At 51.4% G+C, this 21,242-nt stretch carries 16 protein-coding genes; 14 read left to right on the top strand and 2 right to left on the bottom strand.

Annotation, left to right across the window (positions count from 1 at the left end; all coding sequences use genetic code 11):
- Together K0A93_08240 and K0A93_08235 are read left to right on the top strand one after the other, a co-directional pair.
- On the top strand, window positions 1-1,149 hold a 1,149-nt coding region (locus tag K0A93_08240; protein ID MBW6512088.1), incomplete at its 5' end, for an SMC family ATPase.
- A 126-nt stretch (window positions 1,150-1,275) separates the two neighbouring features.
- Complete coding sequence (locus K0A93_08235; GenBank protein MBW6512087.1) at window positions 1,276-2,508, top strand: hypothetical protein; 1,233 nt, start codon at window positions 1,276-1,278, stop codon at window positions 2,506-2,508.
- A 52-nt stretch (window positions 2,509-2,560) separates the two neighbouring features.
- Here the strand turns inward: K0A93_08235 and K0A93_08230 are convergent, their stop codons facing one another.
- Window positions 2,561-4,117, bottom strand: coding sequence for an AAA family ATPase (locus tag K0A93_08230; protein ID MBW6512086.1), 1,557 nt, complete (start codon window positions 4,115-4,117; stop codon window positions 2,561-2,563).
- Window positions 4,118-4,280: 163 nt separating this feature from the next.
- On the opposite strand from K0A93_08230, the gene K0A93_08225 reads away from it, so the two are divergent.
- From K0A93_08225 to K0A93_08205, 5 genes are all read left to right on the top strand, one after another.
- Complete coding sequence (locus K0A93_08225; GenBank protein MBW6512085.1) at window positions 4,281-6,059, top strand: AsmA family protein; 1,779 nt, start codon at window positions 4,281-4,283, stop codon at window positions 6,057-6,059.
- 42 nt (window positions 6,060-6,101) lie between these two features.
- Window positions 6,102-6,596 (top strand): ferritin family protein, encoded by a 495-nt coding sequence (locus K0A93_08220; protein MBW6512084.1) that lies wholly within the window; start codon window positions 6,102-6,104, stop codon window positions 6,594-6,596.
- A 94-nt stretch (window positions 6,597-6,690) separates the two neighbouring features.
- Complete coding sequence (locus K0A93_08215; protein MBW6512083.1) at window positions 6,691-7,068, top strand: hypothetical protein; 378 nt, start codon at window positions 6,691-6,693, stop codon at window positions 7,066-7,068.
- A gap of 73 nt (window positions 7,069-7,141) precedes the next feature.
- Window positions 7,142-8,980: a molecular chaperone HtpG gene (htpG, locus tag K0A93_08210; protein ID MBW6512082.1), complete on the top strand. Its 1,839-nt coding sequence runs from the start codon at window positions 7,142-7,144 to the stop codon at window positions 8,978-8,980.
- Window positions 8,981-9,130: 150 nt separating this feature from the next.
- Window positions 9,131-11,125, top strand: a complete 1,995-nt coding sequence (locus K0A93_08205; protein ID MBW6512081.1) for a GAF domain-containing protein — start codon at window positions 9,131-9,133, stop codon at window positions 11,123-11,125.
- A gap of 88 nt (window positions 11,126-11,213) precedes the next feature.
- Here K0A93_08205 and K0A93_08200 read toward each other — a convergent pair whose 3' ends face one another.
- Window positions 11,214-13,433, bottom strand: coding sequence for a vitamin B12-dependent ribonucleotide reductase (locus tag K0A93_08200; protein MBW6512080.1), 2,220 nt, complete (start codon window positions 13,431-13,433; stop codon window positions 11,214-11,216).
- A 292-nt stretch (window positions 13,434-13,725) separates the two neighbouring features.
- On the opposite strand from K0A93_08200, the gene K0A93_08195 reads away from it, so the two are divergent.
- From K0A93_08195 to K0A93_08165, 7 genes are all read left to right on the top strand, one after another.
- On the top strand, window positions 13,726-14,775 hold the full coding sequence (locus K0A93_08195; protein MBW6512079.1) for a sensor domain-containing diguanylate cyclase: 1,050 nt from the start codon (window positions 13,726-13,728) through the stop codon (window positions 14,773-14,775).
- Window positions 14,776-14,783: 8 nt separating this feature from the next.
- Entirely contained in the window at window positions 14,784-16,148 is a 1,365-nt protein-coding gene (locus K0A93_08190; GenBank protein ID MBW6512078.1) for a sigma-54 dependent transcriptional regulator, read from the top strand.
- A gap of 425 nt (window positions 16,149-16,573) precedes the next feature.
- Window positions 16,574-17,596, top strand: coding sequence for a hypothetical protein (locus K0A93_08185; GenBank protein ID MBW6512077.1), 1,023 nt, complete (start codon window positions 16,574-16,576; stop codon window positions 17,594-17,596).
- Between the two features lie 15 nt (window positions 17,597-17,611).
- Window positions 17,612-18,364: a hypothetical protein gene (locus tag K0A93_08180; GenBank protein ID MBW6512076.1), complete on the top strand. Its 753-nt coding sequence runs from the start codon at window positions 17,612-17,614 to the stop codon at window positions 18,362-18,364.
- Window positions 18,364-19,263 (top strand): HEAT repeat domain-containing protein, encoded by a 900-nt coding sequence (locus K0A93_08175; protein MBW6512075.1) that lies wholly within the window; start codon window positions 18,364-18,366, stop codon window positions 19,261-19,263. Before K0A93_08180 ends, K0A93_08175 begins: the two co-directional genes overlap by 1 nt.
- A 15-nt stretch (window positions 19,264-19,278) precedes the next feature.
- Window positions 19,279-20,772 carry a 4Fe-4S binding protein gene (locus tag K0A93_08170; protein ID MBW6512074.1) on the top strand — a complete coding sequence of 498 codons (1,494 nt, stop codon included), beginning with the start codon at window positions 19,279-19,281 and terminating at the stop codon, window positions 20,770-20,772.
- Window position 20,773: 1 nt separating this feature from the next.
- Window positions 20,774-21,238, top strand: coding sequence for a hypothetical protein (locus K0A93_08165; protein MBW6512073.1), 465 nt, complete (start codon window positions 20,774-20,776; stop codon window positions 21,236-21,238).
- Window positions 21,239-21,242 lie beyond the last annotated feature (4 nt).

The raw sequence follows: 21,242 nt of genomic DNA, 5'->3' as shown, positions 1-21,242 counted from the left end.
GTTTTTTCGACCAAATTTGCTGAACTGGATCAGGAGCGTCAACGTTTCCAGAGTGTTATTGAGAAGCTCGAACAGGAGGAGGGTGCTGCAAACAAGGCCAGCGATCAGGTCAAGGAGGCCGCCGTCATGCGCGCGGGGCTGGAAGCGCAGCTGGCAAGTCTGGCTGACCGCCGCAAGACGAACGAGAATAGCGCCGAAAAATTGACTGAGCTGCACAAGGAACAAGAGACAATCAGGCTTGAACTGGTTGAAAAACAGAAGGTGCTGGAAAGTTACAGCCGGTTGCAATCCGCCATCGAAATAGCTGAGCAGGAGAAGCAACAGCACCAGAGCGCTCGCGATCGTTTCGTTGCCAATCAGCAGCAGGCGACCGAATTGGTTCAGCGTCGCGCTGACCTGGAAAAATTTAACAAGCACCTCAAGCAGTTGCAGGACGATCTGGTTGTCAGGGAGGAAACCATGAGTCATGCGGCGAAGGCGTATGACGCTGCCGAACATGAGCAACTGCGTCTGCGGAAGGATACTCTCTGGGGGGAGGTCAGCGCGCTCGGCCAGAAGGCCAGGAGTTTGGCCGACGATGTTTCCCGATTGTCTGCCGAGGTCGATAAGCTCAAGCAGCTGGAAAAAAGTATTGTCGCCAAAAAAGAGCTGATCAAGTCATATAAGGAAAAGGAGGAGCTGGTCAAGTTCCTGCGCAACCGGGTCTTTCGCAACGTCTCGACCTACATCTCAGAGCGTTTCCGTGAAGAGATCAGCCAACGCGCCAACCGCATCTATCGAATCATTGCCGAGGTCGACGAGGAACTCGCCTGGGGGGAGAACTACCGGATCGTCTTAAGCGACATGGTCGACGGAGAGCTGCGCGAACGCTACGACGATCAACTCTCCGGCGGGCAGACGATGAGCGCGGTGGTTGCCCTGCGGCTGGCGATGTTGCAGACGATCGGTGCGCGGATTGCCTTTTTCGACGAGCCGACCTCGAATCTCGATGCCGCTCGGCGTGAGAACTTGGCTCAGGCATTTCGAGCGATCGATGTCGGTCAGGAAGAGGTCACCGAACATTGGTACGATCAACTCTTTTTAATCAGTCATGATGTGGCGTTTACCGAGGTCACGGATCAGATCATCCAGATTGGTGAGCAGTATTGAATTGTCTGTTGATGTGGTCAGTAAACTCACAACTCATCTTCATCAGAGGAAAAGGTGGCAGCAGATTTAAAAACCGGTTAGAATAATCGCTGTCTGAACATAAACCCTTAAAAATCAAATGAGTACATGTGCGCATTCGCTAACTTTTTTCTGACTTTGTTCCTCTTTGACGGTATCGTGTCGCTGCTCGACGAGCTGATCATCCTGCTCTTCAGTACGTCGCTGCTGACCCTGCTACGCCAGCCGTTGGCCTTGCTGGTTACCGTGCTGGTACTCCCGCTGTTTATTGGTCTGGCAATCAATCAGCGTCTGCCGAAGAGGATTTTTTTACCGCAAATTGCCTTTATCATCTGGTCCTTTGCCAGTCTCTGGCCGCTTCCGGTAATCATCGGCTCTCAACCAACCGCGTTGCTGGCAGCAGCAGCGCAGGTGCTGCTCGGGATGTTGCCGTTGGTCATGGTGCGCCGACGGTTGCGACGTCGCTGGGAACTGCGCCGGGAGCTGTTTGCGCGTCCCACCTTTAATCGCCGTTATTTCATCAAGTTTACCGCGACCAGCCTGATCACGGCGCCGTTTGTGCTGTTGCTGACCGGATGGTTGATTGCCTGCTATCTGGTTTATCTACAGTCAGGCGGTTTTGTGCGGCTGGCCCCTAACGGCCTGTATATGGTTGAGCGAGACTATGTCCGTGAGGGGAAAACGATTCGGCTGAGCAGTATGATTCACGTTGGTGATCAGGCTTTTTACGATGAGATGGCAAAAGCACAAGGTGCCGGACGCACGGTCATCCTCGCCGAAGGGGTAACGGATCGCGATGGGCGCCTGGTTCATGCCTTCAACTATATGGGGCTGGCGGGGGTGCTTGGGCTGAGCTCACAGGAAAGTATGACCATGGATGGCCGCTTGCTCACTGCCAATGAATTTGATACTCCTGAGTTTGTTGCGGCGGGGCAGAATCGTCCGGATATTATTATTGCCGATCTTGATGTCAGCGATTTTGATGTTGTGACTATTAATTTTTTCAATACGCTGGGGATTCATCTGCGTGATGGCGAGTCGTTTGTCGACGGTTTTAAATCGTTTTTACTCTGGTCTAATGAAAACATGACCCCTGCCATGAATGCGACGATCACTGCAGATATCATTGATAAACGCAACGCTGCGGTCGATGTCTGGCTGTCGAAAGTCCTTGGTTACTACGACACTGTTTTGATTCCGTGGGGCGCACTGCATATGGCGGGGATCGAGCAGGCTGTCATCGGGCGCGGATTTCAGCTGATCACAAGTGAGGAACGACTCAGTATCGATTTTGGCACATTGCCCTTCAGAGCATTTTTCGACGCGTTACATCAACAGTGATTTTCCGCTAATCTTCCAAATGGCTTCATGATAAACGGTGCCGCTTTTCGCTTTACCGATATTGACCTTCCAGGATGGCGCTAAGTGCCTGTCCGACCAGTTTCTCGTTATCATCATCCGTTTCAATTTCTACCGGGTTTTCTGCCGGGCTTATTGACTCAAAATGTTCGCGTTGTTGCCGGTAGAGTTCCGGGCGACCATCGGAGATGTCGGTTCCCGCGCGATGCCGTGCAGCAAGGCGTTGCAACGCCACTTTCGAACGACAATGCAGGTGCAGTAAATGACATGGCAACCGATGACGCCGGGCCTCGTCGCGGAATGCGTCGCGCTCGGCCCGACGCGAAAATGACGCATCAACAATGACTGTTTGCCCCTTTGACAAAGCGGTACCTGCCAGTTCACGCGTGCGCTGGTAGGTCAGTTCACTGATTGAATCTGAATAAATACCGGCACCGAAAGCGGATTTATTCGTATCACGGGAATCGACGACCAGCCCTTTGCGAATCTGGTCAGAGCGGAGCAACAGCGCTCTTGTTGAGCGGGTCAGTGACCGGGCAAGGGTGCTCTTGCCAACGCCCATCAGGCCGCTGACCAGCACCAGAGACGGCTGACACATATCCCCCAGGGCAAGATTAAAGTAACGTCGCGCGCGTTGACTGGCGCGGTTGCGGACAGCGTCCGGGGCATCACGGTCCGCGCTCAGAAACGATTCGACCTTGCCGCGTACCCAGGCGCGATAGACCCGATAGAAGCGCAGCAGCTCAGCGGTGAGCTCCATGGTGACCTTTTGTTGATAGGCTGCAAGCAGCGCGTTGGCCAGATCGGCCCGGTCGCGGTACTCCAGATCCATGATTAAAAAGGCCAGTTCATCGGCAATGTCAATCTGCCGGAAGCGCAGGTTGAACTCGATACAGTCGTAGATTTGAATCGGATCGGTCAGACAGATATGCTCCGCATGAAGGTCGCCGTGAAGCTCGCGAATGAAGCCGGATTGCTCACGTTGGCGTAAGATTTGACGGTGGTGACGATAGAAATTTGCCAGCCAGAAACGCACGTATTTGATGCCGCTGGCGGGCAATGTGGTCCCCAGAAAAGGGTGTGTCTGGATTATATTTTCACGCCAGTTGCCTCTCATCGTGCCGCAAAACACCGGTGCTGGCGGATGGACCGGTGGCGCGGCTTGATGAAAATCGACCAGCTGTCCTGCCAGGCGCACCATCTCCGCTGCAAGGTGCGGTGTATCGTTCTCTATCAGATAATCGAGCATCCGTTCACGGGGGAGGCGTTTCATCATTACTGCATACTCAACGACCTCTCCGGCACCGTTGATCGTGTAGTGTCCGTCAGCACAGTTAATGGTCACAACAGTCAGATAGGTGTCGGGCGCGTAACGGCTGTTGAGCCGCAGTTCTTCCTTGCAATAATGATGGCGCTGATCGAGTGTCGTGAAATCAAGAAAGCCGAGATCAAGCGATTTTTTGAGTTTGTAAACGTACTGGTCAGTCAGATAGAGACGTGAAATATGTGTTTCCTGAAACTCGACATGCGTGGTGGGGTGAGGGTAGGTGCGCGGTGTCAGTAACGCCCGGTGAAGTGCTGTAGTGGTCATCGGCGGCTCCGTTGCTCTGCTCTTCTTCAACCTTTAACAGACGTTTTGTTGCTGTCAAACCAAAGCTGTTTTTCATCTTGGGCTGGCAGGCAGTAAAGTTGGTTGATTTTCGCTGCTGAACCTGTAATCTTAGATAAATTATGATTATCGAAAGGCCTTTGTAATGCGAAAATTGAGCAAAATAGTGGTGATTTTTTTTGCTACTTTATGTGCGTCTGTGCTCGGTAGTATCCTGCTTGTTTATCTGTTGATTACTCCCGAACGGGTTCGCGAGACGCTTGTACCGCTAGCGGAGCAAGAGCTCGGACGTGAGGTCAGCCTCGGTGAGATCGATATCAGCCTCTGGTCGGGAATTTGTCTGCGTGAGCTGACCGTGGCTGAAGCGGACGGTCAAGGCACATTTCTCTCAATTGATGAACTGGTTTTACGTTACCGCTTCTGGCCCCTGTTGCGGTTACGGGTCGTGGTGGATGAAGCACGTTTATCCGGTGCGCGCGTGTCGCTGATCAAACTGCCTGATGGCGTGTTCAACTTTTCAAGTTTGGTAAAATCGTCTGCTGAAGGCACTCCGCCAAAGGAGGAAAAGCTGCCGCGGCAGGGCACTGATTCGAGTGACAACTCGTTTGATCTGCAGATTGCAACGATTGCTCTGAACAACTGCGCACTCAACTACGAAGATCGTTCCACGGGGGTTGCTCAGGCACCGTTGAAAGTTGATCAATTTAATCTACTGATTCATGATTTTTCTTTGACGGAAGCATTTAATTTTAAAGCAGATACGAAGGTTAATGGTGAATCTATCGCCGTCCAGGGGACATTGTCGTTGAAGAAGCCTGGCGTCAGTATGTCATCGTTGTTACAGGTTCGTGACCAGCAAGTTGATTTAACGGTGAAGATTCACGATCTCCAGTCGCAACCGTTGCAGGTTGATTGGCAGGCATCCGCTGCAACACTTGATCTTGACCGTTTATTGCCATCTGGAGCCACCACCGCAAACGAAACACCATCACAACGCGCTGCGACGGCGGCCGTCCCGACCGCTGAAGAGATTGGACCGTTTGATCTGCCGCTGCGGATGCAGGGTAAAGTCAAAATCAGCAAAATCCTGCGACAGCAGATAGTGATAACCGATTTTGTCAGCAAAGTGAATTTGATTAACAATATTTTTACCCTTGAAGCGTTGACTGCACGAGTTGCAGAAGGAGGTGTGTCTGCTCAAGGGTCGATTGATCTTGGGCGCAAGGGGTTGGCATACACGCCCTCAGTCATTGTTGACAAGGTCCAGGCGGCGTCTTTTGTCACCATGTTTTATCCCGCTTTGACCGGCATGGTGAATGGTTCGCTAGCGCTTTCAGCGCAACTCTTTGCGACCGGAACGCAACTTGACACGATTAAGCAGACCCTTTCGGGGGACGGCAAGTTTGCCTTGAACGATGGTCAATTATCCGGGACGGCACTGATTAACGGATTGGCCGAGATGATTGGTGAAGAGCGACTCAAGACGCTGGAGTGCGATGATTTCTCCGGCAATTTCAAGATTGATAACGGCAAGGTGAGCATTACCAGCAGTTACCATGGCAGTGACCTGGAAATGACTCCGCTCGGCACGATCGGACTCGATGAAAGCATCGATCTTCGTCTCGATACAAGGGTGTCTCCAGCGGTGATGAGCAAGGTTGGGGGGAAGCATAACCTCGGGCGAATGTTGAGCGATGATCGCGGGTGGGGGATCGTCCCCTTGCGAATTAGCGGGACGTTGACCGACCCCAGGTTTAAACTCGACTCAAAAGGAGCGCGTGAGCAGCTCAAACGTCAGGCGACCGAAAAAATCCTTGAAAAGCTTGACGAAAAGCTGGATAAAAAACTTGGTGGGGATGAGGGGCAGGGGAGTTCCTCACGGACCCGGATTAAAAACACTTTGAAAGATTTATTTGGCAATTAACTGATGCACTCATGTGCAATCAACGATACGGGAGTCTTGTATATGTCCGGAATTGATCAGTTCAGCGGCTATGAAGTTATTCGCGCCGCAATGGAAGTTGAAAAAAAAGGACGGAATTTTTACCGTGCGATGGTTCAGCGTGCGGGCGGAACGGCGGCAAAAAATGTTTTTATTCAACTGGCCAATGATGAAATTCAGCATCTCAAGATACTGAACACGCTGCTGGAAAAATATCAGGACAGCTTTTTTTGGGAGCAGGAGCCCGAGTTTTTTCCGTATCTGCGTTTGTTTAATGAGGAGGCCACCTTTCCCTCCGTTGACGCACTTGATGAGGCATTGCAAGCGGAACACCCCGACCTTGCGGCTATCGACCTGGCTGTAGCGGCAGAAAGAAAGTTTGCCAGTTTCTTTACCCGCGTCACCGCGATCGCCAAAACGACGGAAGGGGCCAAGGCGTTCAAATGGCTGGCAGAGGAAGAAGAGCGGCATGCGCAGTTGTTGCTGGAACGTCGTTCCTTTCTGCTTCGGGCCTCTTGATCTTTTGTCAGCCTCAAGGGGAGAGATTTTTTAACGTGCAATCTGTCTGCTTTTTGATTAAAATGACATAAACGTCTCGTCGTCGAGGTGGCTTATGTTCGGAGTCGAAACCTTGTTAAATGTCCCGTTTATGATGGGAGTGTTCGCGTTTTTCGTTGTCTGTGTGTCGTTACTCAGGCTACTGAATGATCAGGAATTTTATCGACTCACCTCCATGAAACGCTTCTGGGGGCGCAAGCCTGGCATCGTTCTTCATTTTATTACGAATGTGTGCCTGCCCCTGATCTGCGGCGTGGTGTTTTTGACTCAGGGTATTGTTGCTTTTGCAGAATACCGGAATGCCCCCCGTTCATCGTTCAGCCGTTCAGTCGAATCTTTCGTTACAATTGAAAGTCAGCGGATCATCATCATCGCCGCTGCGGTCATGTCTGTCGATTTTCTTCTCCTGAATGAGCGTAACATCGCACCTTGACAAAATATCTTTGCATTACTATCTTCACGCTGAAATGTTGAAAATCATTATTGCTTGAAGGAGAAAATGCAAAATGGCAAAGACCAAAGATCGGGAAACCGGCCGGATTTCCATTCACACTGAAAATATCTTCCCAATTATCAAAAAGTGGCTCTATAGCGAGAAGGAAATTTTTCTTCGCGAACTCGTCTCCAATGCGGTTGATGCAATCAAAAAATTGTCTCATATCAACCTGGTTGACGGGTTGCAGCTTTCTGAAAACTATGCCATCGATATTACCCTCGATAAAGACGCCGGAACGCTGACTATCAGCGATAACGGCGTGGGCATGAATGCCGATGAAATCCGCCGTTATATCAACCAGATTGCCTTTTCTTCCGTTGCAGAATATGTCGAAAAATACAGCAAACTTGCCGAGGATAACCAGATTATCGGTCACTTTGGACTCGGGTTTTATTCGGCGTTTATGGTTGCTAAAAAAGTTGAGATCCGCTCACTTTCCTATTTACCTGAATCAGTCGGCGCACATTGGTCGTGTGACGGCTCGACAAAATACCAGTTGTCCAAAATTGACAAGGCTGAACGCGGCACTGAAATTGTACTGTTTCTTGAAGATGGCGAAAAAGATTTTCTTGAACCGGTCAAGGTGCGCGAGGTGCTGGAGCGATATTGCAAATTTCTTCCGGTGCCGATTCGCCTTGCGGGGGAACAGATCAACGACTGCAACCCGCTCTGGAACCAGCCTTCTGCTGAGATTGACGCCGCGACCTACAAGGAATTCTACCGCAAACTTTATCCGTTTTGCGAAGACCCGCTTTTCTGGATTCACTTCAATGTTGACTTCCCCTTTAACCTGAAGGGGATCCTCTATTTCCCGCGGCTCAATAACGAGTTTGACGTCAGTCGCAGTCATATCAAGCTTTACTGCAACCAGGTCTTCGTTTCCGACAGCTGCGCGGAGTTGATCCCTGAATTTCTCACCCCGCTTCAGGGGTGTATCGATGCCCCCGATCTGCCGTTGAATGTTTCGCGGAGTTATCTGCAGAATGATCCTCAGGTGCGCAAAATCCGTGAGGTGATCACCAGCCGCGTCGCGACAAAAATCGTTGAACTGGCAAAGAGCGAGATGTCCGTTTTCGGACCGATCTGGGATGATATCCACCCCTTTGTCAAGTTCGGCATGATGCGCGACGACAAGTTCAGCGACAAGGTGAAGGATCATATCGTTTACCGCACGACTGCAACAGAGCGCTACACAACACTCCCCGCCTATCTCGAACGAGCGGCGGAATCGCACCAGGACAAGGTTTATTACGCCACCGATGAGACCGCGCAGGCGTCGTATCTTCGCTTGTTTGCCGGTCAGGGCATTGAGGTGTTGTTACTCGACGCGATGATCGACAATCATTTTATCCAGTTTCTCGAAATGAAGAACAGCGGGGTGAGCTTTCTGCGGGTCGATTCCGAGTTGGCGGAAACGCTGGTCGGGAAACAGCCCGCAGACGACATCGCAACATCCCCGTCCGGTGCAACGCGTTCCGAACAGGCCTTGAAGGTTTTTCGCGACTGTCTTCCGACCGATCTGGACATCAAGGGGGAAACCCTGCACGACGCGTCGATTCCGGCGCTGTTGATGCAGTCGGAGCAGAAGCGCAGATTGAGTGAAATGACGCGGATGATGGGTCACAAGGAGGGACTTCCTGCTGAACATCAATTACTGGTTAATCACGCCAACCCGATCGTGCGTAAAATTGCAGAATTGAATGAAAGCGGGCGCCGGTCCGATGCTGAAATGCTGGTTGCTCATGTGTATGATCTCGCCCAGCTGGCCGCCGGTGGGTTTAATAAGGAGCGCATGGAACAGTTTCTGGTGAGAAGCTACCACCTTCTGGAATTGGTTAATCCTGAATAAAATAGCCATTTTACCTTTTCAATCTTTCTTCTCCGACCTGTTTGTGCTTGACGGGCCTCTCTTCCACGAGTAGTTTTGGCGTTAATGTATCGTTATTATTGAACTGTTAAATGGTGCCGGGAGATATACTCCGGAGAGGGTGTCTGTGTGATGGTTATGACAAATCGTCAGGTTGGAAGTCGCTGTCGTCTTTATTCGCTCTTTGGCCTTTTTCTCGGGGTTCTCGCTCCTATCGGCTGGGCATTTTTACGGTTGATCGTTTTCTGGGATGCCAATCTGTCGATCATCGACCAGGTAACGGGAGATGTCTTTACCAGTGTTGAGTCACAATTGCGCTATGCCTACATGGGGGGAGGGACGGCCCTGGTCCTTGCGTTTCTTGGTTATCAAATCGGGCGCCGGACGGAAGATATTTATACACGTGCGGAGGCTCTCGGCAAACTGAATAAAACCATTGATGAACAGAAAAATATTTACGAAAAACGCTTTACCGATCTGAACGCCGGAATCAAAAATTTTCACACCATCAGCAGTCAGATTCAGAAAACCCTTGATCGTGATATTGTCCTGAATCTTACTGTCGACGGTTTGCACAATGTTCTTGGCTACGACCGCGTCAATTTGTTTTTGGTTGATCGTGAGAACAACTGTTTGCGGGCGGTGGCGATGCGCGGTGAGACGGTGCACGATATCGGCAACATTTCTTTGCCGCTCGACCAACGCGCCGGTTCTTTTTACAAAGTCATTAAAGAGGGGGAAGTCCTGCTGGTTGAAGATATCAGTGAACTTTCTCAGGAATATCATCTACAGCCACCCTGTAACGCCATCAAACAGCTATATTCCAAATCATTTATTATCTGCCCGATTATCGTACGTGGCGAAGTGGTTGGACTCTACGGAATTGATAATTGTTTCAGTGGTAAACCGCTCAATGACAGCGATGCCGATACGGTGAAGTTGTTTGCCGATCAGGTTGCGACGACCCTGACCAAGATCCGGATGATTAACGTGATTGAAACGTTGACCAATGAACTGGAACACACCTTCAAAGAACTGCTCAAGTTTCGCGAGGAACACCGGCGTCTTGATCTCGCGCTTAATCAGGCGACGACCTCAACAGGTGAGGCGATCAGCGAGATATCAGATGCCGCCGGGGTTGTGCACGAGGCGGTTGATGTGACCCGTTCTACAGCCAGTGAAATGTCAGCAACGATTGAGGAAGTTTCAGAAAATCTGGGACGACTGACAGATTGTGTTGATAAATCAATCTCAGCGATGACTGAAATCTCCGCGACAATCAAGTCGGTGGAAGAGAACAGCTCTCGCTCTCACGATATGTCACAAACCGTCATGGAACGTGCTGAGGTTGGTGCCCGCGCGGTCACTGATACCCTGACGGGATTACAGGGGATTTCTTCAGCCGTTGAGAGTGCGGTGGCCGCGATTGAACGGCTGCTCGACAAGGGGGATGAAATTGGCAACATTACGACAGTTATCAACGAGATAACGCAAAAAACCAATCTGTTGGCATTAAACGCGGCTATTATCGCCGCGCAGGCCGGTGAACATGGACGTTCTTTTGCGGTTGTTGCCGATGAGGTGCGCAATCTTTCGCTGGAAGCGGCGGATTCAACCGGAGCGATTGAGCAGATCATCTCTGAAATCCAGATGCTGACCCAGGAAACGGTGCACAATATTTCGCAGACCCGCACCCTGGTTAACGACGGGGTCAAGTTTGGTCACGGAATGGAGGAATCGCTCAGGGATATCCTTGACGGTGCCTTTCAAGCGATGAATATGTCGTCGGAAATGAGTGTGGCAACACAGGAAGTTTCGCGCAGTGCTGATTCTGTTTCGCACTCGATCACCGAGCTGGGAGATATGGCCTCACGCATTTCAACGGCTTCACGCGAGCAAACCCTGGCGACCCATAATATTGCTGAAGCGATCGAAGAAATCAAGCGGCTGACTGACGACATGGTTGAGGCAACCGAGATCCAGAAAAGTAATACGCGCGACATTGAATCGGCGGTCGGTTCTGTTAGTTCAATGGTGACCCGAATCTTCTCCGAGATAGAAAATCGACAAAAAGGCAGTTGTAAGATTATCGAAAGTCTGGAGGCTCTGAAAGGGGTAACAGATTAATTTCCCACTTTGCTGTCGGAACCAGAACGGGGACGTAACCGAATAAACGGCTATGCCCCCGTTAGATATAAAGCAAAGGTTGTGGATTCTAGGCACACTCTGAATAGCCACATGAATGGCACACGCAACAACCGCCTTCGTGCTCAACTGGACCGCCACACTCAGGACAAGCCCCGCTGTTTTGCGTATGCTCCCCGACCATCTCTTCCCGCTCCGCCATGTGCAGCTGAATCGCCTTGGCAACAGCGTCCGCACATGATGTCACACGGTTTGCACCAAAACCAGCCGGTTTGTGGCAGGTGATGCCGATCATCTGTTTGACTGCTTGCCGTGCCTGAACGCCTGAACGCCAGGCCAGAGAGACGAGACGGCCGATTGCTTCACACTGAGAAGCCGCACAACCACCTGCCTTGCCCATCGTGGTGAAAAGTTCAAAAACACCGCTCTTGTCCTCATTGACAGTAATATAGAGTGGGCCACAACCGGTTTCCATTTGATAGGTGGCACCTTTAAGTGCGCGCGGTCGCTCACGTTTGCGCCCAGCTTTTCCAGTTTCCATTGGAATATTGTCTTCCGGCCGGGCTTCACTTTTTCCACCAACCGACAGAACCTGCATATCACGAGATCCGTCACGATAGATTGTGACCCCCTTGCAGCCACTCTGATAGGCCAGACGATAAACTTTGGCAACATCGTCACGCGTCGCATTCTTGCAGAAATTGACCGTTTTGCTGACGGCATTGTCCGTGTGATTTTGAAAAGCTGCCTGCATGCGGATATGGTCTTCCGGGGAAATGTCATGCGCGGTGACGAACAGAGCACGAACATCCTCCGGAATTTCCTCAATCTCCTGAATGGTGCCATGTTCGGCGATTTTCTTCATCAATTCAGGGCTGTAAAAATTGCGTTCACGAGCAATTTCTTCAAAGATCGGGTGCACCTCAACCAGGATGTCATTATCGAGTACCTGACGGACATAGGATACCGCAAAGAGCGGTTCAATGCCGCTGGACGCATTGCAAATGATTGAAATCGTTCCGGTCGGGGCGATTGTGGTGGTCGTTGCATTGCGTATTTTTTTTGTCTTTGGCCGGTCAAAAACGCTCCCCTTGAAGTTCGGGAAAGCACCACGTTCCACCGCCAACTGCTGCGAAGCGGCATGCGAAACATCGTTGATGAATTGCATGACCTGCTTGCCAAGTTCTATCGCTTCATCACTGTTGTAAGGGAATCCCAGCAAAACCAGCATGTCAGCCCACCCCATGACGCCCAGGCCGATTTTGCGGTTGGCCCGGGTCATCTCACCAATCTGCGCCAGCGGGTAATTGTTAACCTCGATAACATTGTCGAGGAAGCGCACCGCGTGTCTGATAACGTGATCAAGCCTGTCCCAATCAACCTCACCGTTTTTGACCAGTTTCGACAGATTGATCGAACCAAGATTGCACGATTCATAGCCAAGCAGCGGTTGTTCGCCACAAGGATTGGTCGCTTCAATCTCTCCAATATGCGGGGTAGGATTGTCGCGATTAAGGCGATCGAGAAAAATAATTCCCGGTTCACCGTTGCTCCAGGCCATATCCACAATGTGATCGAATACTTTGCGCGCAGATTTGGTCCCGAGAACTTCACCGTCACGCGGGTTGATAATTTCATACTCCGTATCGTTTTCAACCGCCTCCATGAACCCTTCAGTCATGCCGACGGAAATATTAAAATTATTCAGTTTGGTTTGATCCCGCTTGCACATAATGAAATCCATTATGTCGGGATGGTCAACGCGAAGAATGCCCATGTTGGCGCCGCGCCGGGTGCCGCCCTGTTTGATTGTTTCAGTAGCGGCGTCGAACACCTGCATAAAAGAGAGCGGACCACTTGAGACCCCTTTGGTCGAAAGGACCACATCGTTTGAAGGGCGGATGCGCGAGAAGGAAAACCCGGTGCCACCACCACTTTTATGAATCAGAGCGGTCTGTTTAATCGCTTCGAAAATTTCCTCCATCGAGTCACCCACCGGGAGCACGAAACAGGCGGACAGTTGACCGAGCTCACGCCCTGCGTTCATCAGCGTCGGTGAATTCGGCATGAATTCCAACGAGGTGATCATCCGATAGAACTCATCAGCCAGTTCTTCGGGGGCAACGTTTGACCCAAGTTTTTCTTCGGCACTGGCAATAAAGTCCGCGACACGGCGGAACATATCTTCCGGTTTTTCAAGAATGATTCCGTCTTTATCACGCTTCAGGTAACGGCGGTTCAATACGGTAACGGCATTTTTCGACAAGTGCAGCGGGGTTTTTCTGGACATGTGGTGACCCTTTAAATGAAATGTTGCGTAAAGAAGGGAATTACAACTACATACTGTATAGGGTTGAATTTAAACCACAACATCTGGCCAATGTCAAAGAGTATTTTTTGAATATTTTCAGCACAAATCATAACCGTCCGGAAGTGCAGGAACTTTTTTTCTGTCGCTGATATGTCACTTGCGCAAAAATATGAAAAATGGGGGCGAAAAGTTAATGCGCTTTACAATATAAATAGATTAGGTTAGCTTTACTTGATGTGAATCACAAAAACCGGTCCTGGATGAAAAATCTATGTCATCGCAACTGCAAAGTCACCATGAGCTGGAAGAAGAGCTGAAGAATATCAAGAGTATTCTGAGTGTCGCTCAGGTTGTTGTGTCGTCACTTGACCTGGGCGAGGTGTTGCAGAATATTCTTTTCAGTGCGATGAGTCTGATCGATGTTCCGGCCGGCAGTATTGCCCTGTATGATCGGCTTCGTAATGAGGTGGACATCCAGGTCCACTTTGGGTTCACCGACAAATTTATTTCGAAATCGCATTGGCGAGTCAAGCCAGGCGGGCTGACCCATACGATTCTCAATGATGGCAAAATCTTTGTCATTAATGACACGCATGATGCACCATATTTCAACAACCCTCTGGCCCTGAATGAGGGGATTCGTTCGCTGATTGCCATCCCTTTGAAGATTCAGGATTCAATCATCGGTATCCTGTATCTGGATGATTTTGTTCCCCGTAAGTTTGCTGAAAATAAATTGCACATGCTATCTGTTCTGTCTTCGTTTGCAACGATGAGTATCGATAATGCCCGGATGCACGAACAGATGCGCTTGCAGGCCAGTACGGACGGTCTGACCGGGCTATATAACCATCGCCAGTTTGTCGAACTCTTTGACCGGGAAATGTCCCGCTCAAAACGTTTCCGCGTGCCTCTGTCGCTGCTGATGATTGATGTCGATCGATTTAAACTTTTCAATGATAAATATGGTCATCCGGTAGGCGATGAAGTATTGATACAGGTTGCGCGGCTGATCCGTGATACGGTACGTGAAGTTGATTTGTCTTTCCGCTACGGGGGAGAGGAATTTATTGCCCTGCTCCCCGAAACCGATCTGGCCTCGGCCCGTCCGGTCGCTGAAAGAATCCGTCGCATTATCGAAGAAAATGCCGTTGCTTCAATCAGTGCTGTCACCGACATGCCGGTAACCGTCAGTATTGGTGTTGCCAGTTACCCCCGTAACGGGACAAGTTGTGAAACGCTGCTGAAAGTCGTTGATGATCTGATGTATCAGGCAAAAAGTCAGGGCCGTAATCTGGTTGTTCATGCCTCCAGGAAATAAAAATATCCATGTCTCAAGAAAAAATTCTGATTGTTGACGACGAAGAACGCATGTGTCGGCTACTGCGCCGGGTCCTCGAAAAAGAGGGCTACCTCTGTCATACGGCAACCTCCGGTAGAGATGCTCTGGTACGACTGGAACGCGATGATTATGATCTGGTGATCACTGATATTCAGATGCCGGGGATGGACGGTCTGGCGTTGATCCGGGAGGTGCGCGATTACAACCCGGCGTTGCCGATTGTGGTGATCACCGCATACGGATCGGTTGAAAGTGCGGTTCAGGCACTGCGCGCCGGTGCCTACGATTATATCACCAAGCCATTTGAAAATGACGATATCCGTCACGCAGCCGCGCGTGCGCTGGAACGGGTGCGACTGCTGGCTGAGAATCGTTATCTGCACGAAGAGCTGGAGGGACGTTACCGCTACGCCGGAATCATCGGCTCATCACCACTTATGCGCGCTGTTTTCGAAATGGCATCATCGGTTGCAGCATCGAATGCCAACGTTCTGATTACCGGAGAAAGTGGCACCGGAAAGGAACTGGTCGCCCGTTCCGTCCATTTCAACTCTCCGCGCCATGAACGTCCCTTTATTGTTTTAAACTGTGCCGCACTGCCGGAGAATTTACTTGAGAGCGAGTTGTTCGGCCATGAAAAAGGGGCTTTTACCGGGGCATTAAATGCTAAAAAGGGACGCTTCGAGCTGGCTGATGAGGGGACGCTTTTTATTGATGAAGTCGGGGAGATGAGTCTTGCGGCACAAGTCAAGCTGTTACGGGTGATTCAGGAGCAAGAGTTTGAACGGGTTGGCGGTTCACGCGTCATAACGTGCAATGTTCGTATTGTTGCCGCGACCAATAAAGATCTGGATACTGAAGTCAAGGCCGGTCGTTTTCGTGAAGACCTTTATTACCGATTGAACGTGGTCAATATTCATCTGCCGTCATTACGTGAGCGCCGCGAGGACATTGAACCGTTGGCGAAACATTTTCTCGACAAATTCAACCGTGAAATGGGCAAGAAGATTGAATCGATTGCCCCGCGGGCACTTAGTTGCCTGCTTGCCTATGAATGGCCGGGAAATGTTCGTGAACTGCAGAACGCTTTGGAGCGGGCAGTGGTCCTTGCCAAGGGAAATATTATCACTCCACGCGATCTGCCGGGAGGCGTTCAGTCTGAAAGTCAGATTTGTCTGGAAGTTCCCGAACATGGGTCGAATTTGACGGATATTCTTGAGGATCTTGAGCGGCAGCTGATTATCCAGACGTTGCGCCGCGAAGATGGTTCTCAAACCCGAACAGCTGATGCGCTGGGTATCAAGCGCACCACGTTACGTTACAAAATGGAAAAATACGGCATGCTCGACTAACACCCTCCGCGGCATAACACGCCCTGCCTCGGCCTCTTGGCAGATTCCTGTCATTCAAATCGATTTTCCTATGATTTATCCCTGGTGCTTGCGTAACTGTTCAGCTTTTTATGTAGGAGCGGCTTTAGCCGCGAACAATCGCGCCTGAAGGCGATTCCTACAGCGTCATTCCGGCATGATTTTAGCCGGAATCCAGATTTTTCAGGGTTGAAAGTCTGGATCCCCGACAGGATCCTTCGGGGATGACGACCCTTGGACGGGTAGGTGAATAGTTACGTGTTTACTCGCGTCGATCATGTCCTGACGGGTTGTTCTGCCGGGATAACCCATGGTATGAAAATTGCTCGGAATATTGTTCATATTTTCTATCCGTTCATGTCTCATTGTGGTTAATAGAATGCCGCGTGATTGCCAAGGTTGTTAGAGTGATACTGCGATTTCTACCTATATTTGTTGTCGGGTTGATTGTTTTTTCAGGCGGCTGTCGTGAATTAACGTCTGACCGACTTTACGCACTTTATCTTGACCGTGATCCGCTAGTGGCGGACTGGGAGAGGGCTTTGCCGCGGACGGTTTATGTCAAGGGGGGGCAACTGAATAAAGTGGAGAAAATTGGCGACATCGATCAGGATACGGTGCATACCTCTACCGCCTCGTGTCATCACGGTGCGGCTCTTCCAGACCCGGTCGCCGTTGATCTGCGGGCATTTTATACTGACAATGACCTCTTTTTGCGGCTGAGCTGGAAAGATGCCACGCGCGATGAGGCTATTCGTGAGTGGTCTTTTGATGGACAAGAGTGGCATAGTAGTAATGCCGCAGAAGACGGCTTCGGCATTCTCTGGGATACTGTCGGATTAAACGATTTCAGCTGTTCCTACGCCTGTCATATCGATGATTTCGGGGTCCAGGGCTCAAATTTTCATGCGCGCAACAAGATGAAGCTGGTCACTGGAGATAGCCGACGTTTCGACCTCTGGAACTGGAAGGCCCGGCGGACCGGCCATTTCGGTTTTGCCGATGATCGGATGATTGATGCGAACGGAATTCATCCAGATGCTTCAGGCGATATTTTTACCCCGAATTCTCACTCTGCGGCGCGTTCTGACGACACCGCCTTCGTTCCCGGAGACCGTCCGCTTTACGATGCTGAAGGACTGCCGATTGATCAGCAGTTTCATGTCGCGGGAAGTCGTGCGCCGGGCTATTTAACCAGTCGACCCATATCGGGAAGGGCTGATGTCGCTGCCTTTCAAGATTATGCCGACGGTCGCTGGACAGTTATTTTACGCCGCAAACTGCAAACCGATGACGAGGATGATGTGACCTTCACTCCTGACAACGGGAGAGGGGTTGCATTTGGGTTGTCACTGATGGACAATACCCTGTTTGAACACTATGCTTCGACAACCGCTGAACGTCTGGTGCTGTTGCCAAAAAAGCGCTGATTTACGGAGAAAAAGATGATTCGCTACCTGTTTGTCCTGCTGCTGGTCAGTCTCCTGCTGCTTTCTGGATGTCAGAATGAAGGAGGTTCTCAACCATCCCCCGCGACGACGTCCGCACTTCGTTCGGTGAGCGGAACAGTTGTTGCCCCGGTGGAAGGCACGACCATTTACGTTTACAAAAAAGGGATGGATCTTTATGGCCCGGCGTTTACTCTTTCAGAAGCAACCGGGGCAGATGGTAGTTTTGACCTTAACCTTCCCGTTGGTGATTACATCCTGGTGGCTCGAAAACGTCAGACGGGGGATGCTACGGGGCCGGTTCTGGCGGGGGACAACAAGAGTGAATTTATTAATTTGTCGGTTTCCAAAGATGTGACCCGATTGTCCATCCTTGCGCCCCTCAAGGTTGGTGATACCCGTCGCCTGACCGAGGATGCTCTGGTAACCAAGACCGGCATTTCCGGAACAATCTTTAATAGCGACGGGTTGTCAGTGGAGGCGGCCCGGGTCCATGTTTATGACCACGTCCAGATGTCGGAACGCCCTAAATTCGTTTCTGAAAAGACCGGGCCGGACGGGCGTTATCTGATCTATCTTCCGGAAGGGGGCACCTATTATCTGGCGGCGCGCGACAAGTTTGGTGGCCCGCCAAAACTTGGTGATCTTTATGGCCGTTACGATCAGGGAACGATTGAGCCTTCGGCAGTCATTGTCAAGGATGAAGAGTTATTGAAAAACGTCGATATTACTGTTCATAAGGTCTGGTAATGACACGGTATACGTTGTTATTCGTCATCATGTTCATGTTAAATGCTTGTGAACAACAGGGGCCGCTTGACCTTGCCGCCCTCGAAGGACGGGCGCGCAGTGGCGACCAGCCAGCGGCTGAACAGCTGGTTGCTCTCTTGGGACATACAGAGAACAACCTGAACATGCAGGCTTACAAAATACTCCTCGATCTGGGGGAAAAGGCTGCGCCTGCGTTGATCAAAGAGATTGACTCCGACAGCAGTGAGCGTCGCGAACACGTCATTGCCGCTCTCGGCACACTCCAGGTGCGTGCCGCTGTTCCGGAAATCGGCGCTGTGTTGGCGAACACAAAATTAGGTCGCCGTTACATTGCCGCCTGGGCACTCGGTGAAATTGCCGATCCTGCCGGGATTCCGGCGTTGATTGCCGCGCTCGATGACCCTGATCACCAAGTGCGGCGCTACGCAACGCGTTCGTTGATCAAGTTGAATCGCGCGGCTGTGCCCCCTCTGCTCGACGTATTGTCTGCCGGGTCGGTGCGTGCCGCGGCCGGTGCCATTCGCGCATTGGGGGATATCAGCGATCAACGCGCACTCGATGCGTTGTTGCTGCAGCTTTCCGGAGAGCATCGCATCGAAGCGATACTGGCTTTGGGAAAATTGAAGGATCGGCGTGCCGCAGCGGCAATGACCTCGGCGCTGGACGATCCCGACTGGCGTATTCGCATGAATGCGGCCATGGCTCTGGGACCGCTTGGCGGACCAGCGGCAGTTGAATCGTTGCGTAAAACCCTGGAGGATGAGGTCCGTGTCGTGCGCGAATGGTCCGCACGTTCACTCGAAATGATTACCGGAGAACATATCCTTTATCGCAACAATGCTGGTGACTATGTCCCCCCTTACAATATCTATCACTGACATGGGTGATGTTCGATGAACAATCTTCTGGATGTGAAATTTGTCGGCCAGATCCTGCGCTCGCGCTGGAGCTGGCGGCTGCTGCGGCTGTCGCTGTTGTTGCTGTTGCTGGTGATTGCCGCCGCCGGGTGGCATCATCATACGATCCCCGGTCTGGACGTCAAAGACCCGTTGATGTATACCAATCTGTCGACTTACGGTTTTTGGGTCGTATGGATGATGGGCGTTGTTTTTATTGCTCTTTTTTTCGGGCGTGCCTGGTGTTCAGTCTGTCCGCTTGGCTGGCTGAACGGTCTGGTTGCCCGCTCTGGTTTCAAGCTGACGTTGCCTCGCTGGATCAACAATTATGTGTCGGTGACAATCGTTCTGGTGCTGTTGCAGCTCATCGTCTACCTTTTCGCAATCCATCGTTACCCCGATTTTACTGCCTGGCTGATCGGTCTGATGCTGCTGTTGACCGTTTTTTCCGGAGCTCTTTTTCGGGGGCGGGCGTTCTGCAAGCTGTTTTGCCCGGCTGGCGCGGTCTTCGGACTCTATGCGCGGATCGCACCATTCAGCCTGCGGGTCAAGGATGAATCTACCTGTGCCGGCTGTGATACACGTGCCTGCGTGTCTGGTGGGCGTTTCTGGAAAAAAATTTCCCTCGGGCGGGCAGTCGGTTACTGGCACGCCGAACGTGATGCGTGTCCGGTCGATTTGTTTCCTGCCGAGTTGCACGATGATTCCGGCTGCACCCTGTGTCTGGGTTGTCTTCAGAACTGTGATCGTGACAATATGCGGCTGGGGTTCAGGCCATGGCTGGCAGAATTCGGTACAGACCGTCTGGCCCTGACCGAAGGACTTTTTTTGCTGGTTTTGCTCGGTATGTTGACGGCCAATTTCAGCAAAGTCAATGTTGATCTGCGCGAGGTGATTTTCTGGTTGCCGGAACAGGTCGCGCAACTGCTCGGTTGGCAGGCGGGGGGGTATAATCTTCTCGCGGTTCTTTGGATAACTCTCGGCTTGCCGCTGTTATTAACGGTTCCCGGTTGGCTGGTGATGCGCCTTGCCGAGACAAACGTTTCAGCGGTTCCCCGGCCTGACCCTCCCACAGGGCAACAGCGTGATGTCACTGCGGGCTGGTGGCAATCGTTTCGCCGTCTGGCATTACCCTATATCCCGCTGTTATTGGCCGCTCACGCCATTCTGGCTTTGGTTAAGTTGAATGCCAAGGGGGGGTATCTACCGCTGGTTCTCAGTGATCCATCCGGTGTCAAAAGCTATCTGGCGATCAACATTATGACAACGGTCACTCCTCCCGGAGTAGTGGTGTCACTCGATCTGCTTAAATGGGTCGTATTGCTCCTGCTTATCGCGGGCTATGCTGTCTCTTTAATTGCTGCGCAAAGAGTTGCTCTTGCCCGGACCGGGGCAATCCGCTGGGGATATTTTTTTGGTGCGGCAACGGGGGTCACTCTGGTCGCCGCGCTTTATCTTGCTACCGTTATCGTCTGGCTCTTTATTCGCTGATATGAAGACACTGCTTTTATTGATCACCATCATCTGTGCTCTGACCACACCGACCGATGCCTGCTTCGGGCCCAAACTGTATCTGGGGGTTCCCTCCGGTCCGGCGGGAGAACTGCAACATGCACTAATCTCGATCTATCTCAAAGAAAAGACCGGCACGGAGGTTGACGCGGTGATTATCGATCAGGATCCGCGCCTATTGATCGGCAATGAGCAGATTGATTTTGCTTTTGTCCCGCCGCGAGAAAACGAGACAGCGCTGTTGGTTCTCTCTGCCGACGCGGTTCTTCTGGCAGGCAAACGCATCTTAGCAACACTTCAGTTCACCACCACAATTCCAGCGCTGGCTAAACTGGGGCAACAGTTACAACCGCAGCACTATGCGCAGCTCCTTAAGCAGGTCAGAGAGGGGGCCGCTCCATTGGCGCTGGTACGGCAGTTCTATTTCGAACAGGGGTGGGTTTGATCCC

Source organism: Desulfuromonadaceae bacterium, from assembly GCA_019429445.1.
Taxonomy (GTDB): domain Bacteria; phylum Desulfobacterota; class Desulfuromonadia; order Desulfuromonadales; family JAHYIW01; genus JAHYIW01.
The sequence above is the reverse complement of the archived record's forward strand: the minus strand, read 5'-3'. Positions and strand labels throughout refer to the sequence as shown.

Coding starts and splice junctions, on each gene's coding strand:
- K0A93_08235 (MBW6512087.1), top strand. CDS start 1,276: ATGTGCGCATTCGCTAACTTTTTTCTGACTTTGTTCCTCTTTGACGGT.
- K0A93_08230 (MBW6512086.1), bottom strand. CDS start 4,117: ATGACCACTACAGCACTTCACCGGGCGTTACTGACACCGCGCACCTAC.
- K0A93_08225 (MBW6512085.1), top strand. CDS start 4,281: ATGCGAAAATTGAGCAAAATAGTGGTGATTTTTTTTGCTACTTTATGT.
- K0A93_08220 (MBW6512084.1), top strand. CDS start 6,102: ATGTCCGGAATTGATCAGTTCAGCGGCTATGAAGTTATTCGCGCCGCA.
- K0A93_08215 (MBW6512083.1), top strand. CDS start 6,691: ATGTTCGGAGTCGAAACCTTGTTAAATGTCCCGTTTATGATGGGAGTG.
- htpG (MBW6512082.1), top strand. CDS start 7,142: ATGGCAAAGACCAAAGATCGGGAAACCGGCCGGATTTCCATTCACACT.
- K0A93_08205 (MBW6512081.1), top strand. CDS start 9,131: ATGGTTATGACAAATCGTCAGGTTGGAAGTCGCTGTCGTCTTTATTCG.
- K0A93_08200 (MBW6512080.1), bottom strand. CDS start 13,433: ATGTCCAGAAAAACCCCGCTGCACTTGTCGAAAAATGCCGTTACCGTA.
- K0A93_08195 (MBW6512079.1), top strand. CDS start 13,726: ATGTCATCGCAACTGCAAAGTCACCATGAGCTGGAAGAAGAGCTGAAG.
- K0A93_08190 (MBW6512078.1), top strand. CDS start 14,784: ATGTCTCAAGAAAAAATTCTGATTGTTGACGACGAAGAACGCATGTGT.
- K0A93_08180 (MBW6512076.1), top strand. CDS start 17,612: ATGATTCGCTACCTGTTTGTCCTGCTGCTGGTCAGTCTCCTGCTGCTT.
- K0A93_08175 (MBW6512075.1), top strand. CDS start 18,364: ATGACACGGTATACGTTGTTATTCGTCATCATGTTCATGTTAAATGCT.
- K0A93_08170 (MBW6512074.1), top strand. CDS start 19,279: ATGAACAATCTTCTGGATGTGAAATTTGTCGGCCAGATCCTGCGCTCG.
- K0A93_08165 (MBW6512073.1), top strand. CDS start 20,774: ATGAAGACACTGCTTTTATTGATCACCATCATCTGTGCTCTGACCACA.